1 protein-coding gene is annotated in these 761 nt (G+C 64.3%); it reads left to right on the forward strand.

Features of this window, described 5'->3' with window-relative positions; all coding sequences use genetic code 11:
* Positions 1–761: Ig-like domain-containing protein (locus DOM58_RS16785; RefSeq protein ID WP_157957574.1), on the forward strand; the 761-nt coding region annotated here is incomplete at both ends.

A 761-nucleotide genomic window follows, 5' to 3' on the forward strand; every position in this document is an offset into this window, starting at 1 on the left:
ACCGGCACCAACGATGCCCCGGTCGCTCAGGCGGCCACGGCCACGACGGAAGAGAATACCGCTCTCAGCGATCAGGTCCCGGCGGCAACGGATGTCGATGGGACGATCGCCGGTTACGACCTGGCGACGAATGTCGGTACCGGCAACGGAACACTGAACTTCAACGCCGACGGCTCCTATACCTTCACCCCCGGCACTGACTTCGACGCTCTGGCTGCGGGTCAGAGCCGCGATGTCACCTTCAGCTACACCNNCGATGCCCCGGTCGCTCAGGCGGCCACGGCCACGACGGAAGAGAACACGGTGCTGACCGGCCAGGTCCCGGCAGCGACCGATGTTGACGGTACGATCGTGGGTTACGACCTGTCGACGGGTGTCGGTGCCGGCAACGGAACGCTGAACTTCAACACCGGCGGCTCCTACACCTTTACGCCCGGCACCGACTTCGACAGTCTGGCCGAGGGTCAGAGCCGCGAGGTCACGTTCAGCTATACCGCTACCGATAGCGACGGCGGCGTGAGTGCACCCAAGACCGTCACTATTACCGTCACCGGCACCAACGATGCCCCGCTCGCCGTCGCTGATACCCAGACTACCGGCGAGAACACCGTCCTCAGCGGCCAGGTTCCGGCGGCATCGGATGTCGATGGCACTATCGCCAGCTACGCACTCGACACTGGCGTGGGTCAGGGCAACGGGTCGCTGGCGTTCAATACCGACGGTAGCTACACCTTCACGCCGGGTGCTGACTTCGACAGTCT

This window comes from Salinicola halophyticus (assembly GCF_003206695.1).
Classification (GTDB): Bacteria; Pseudomonadota; Gammaproteobacteria; order Pseudomonadales; family Halomonadaceae; genus Salinicola; species Salinicola halophyticus.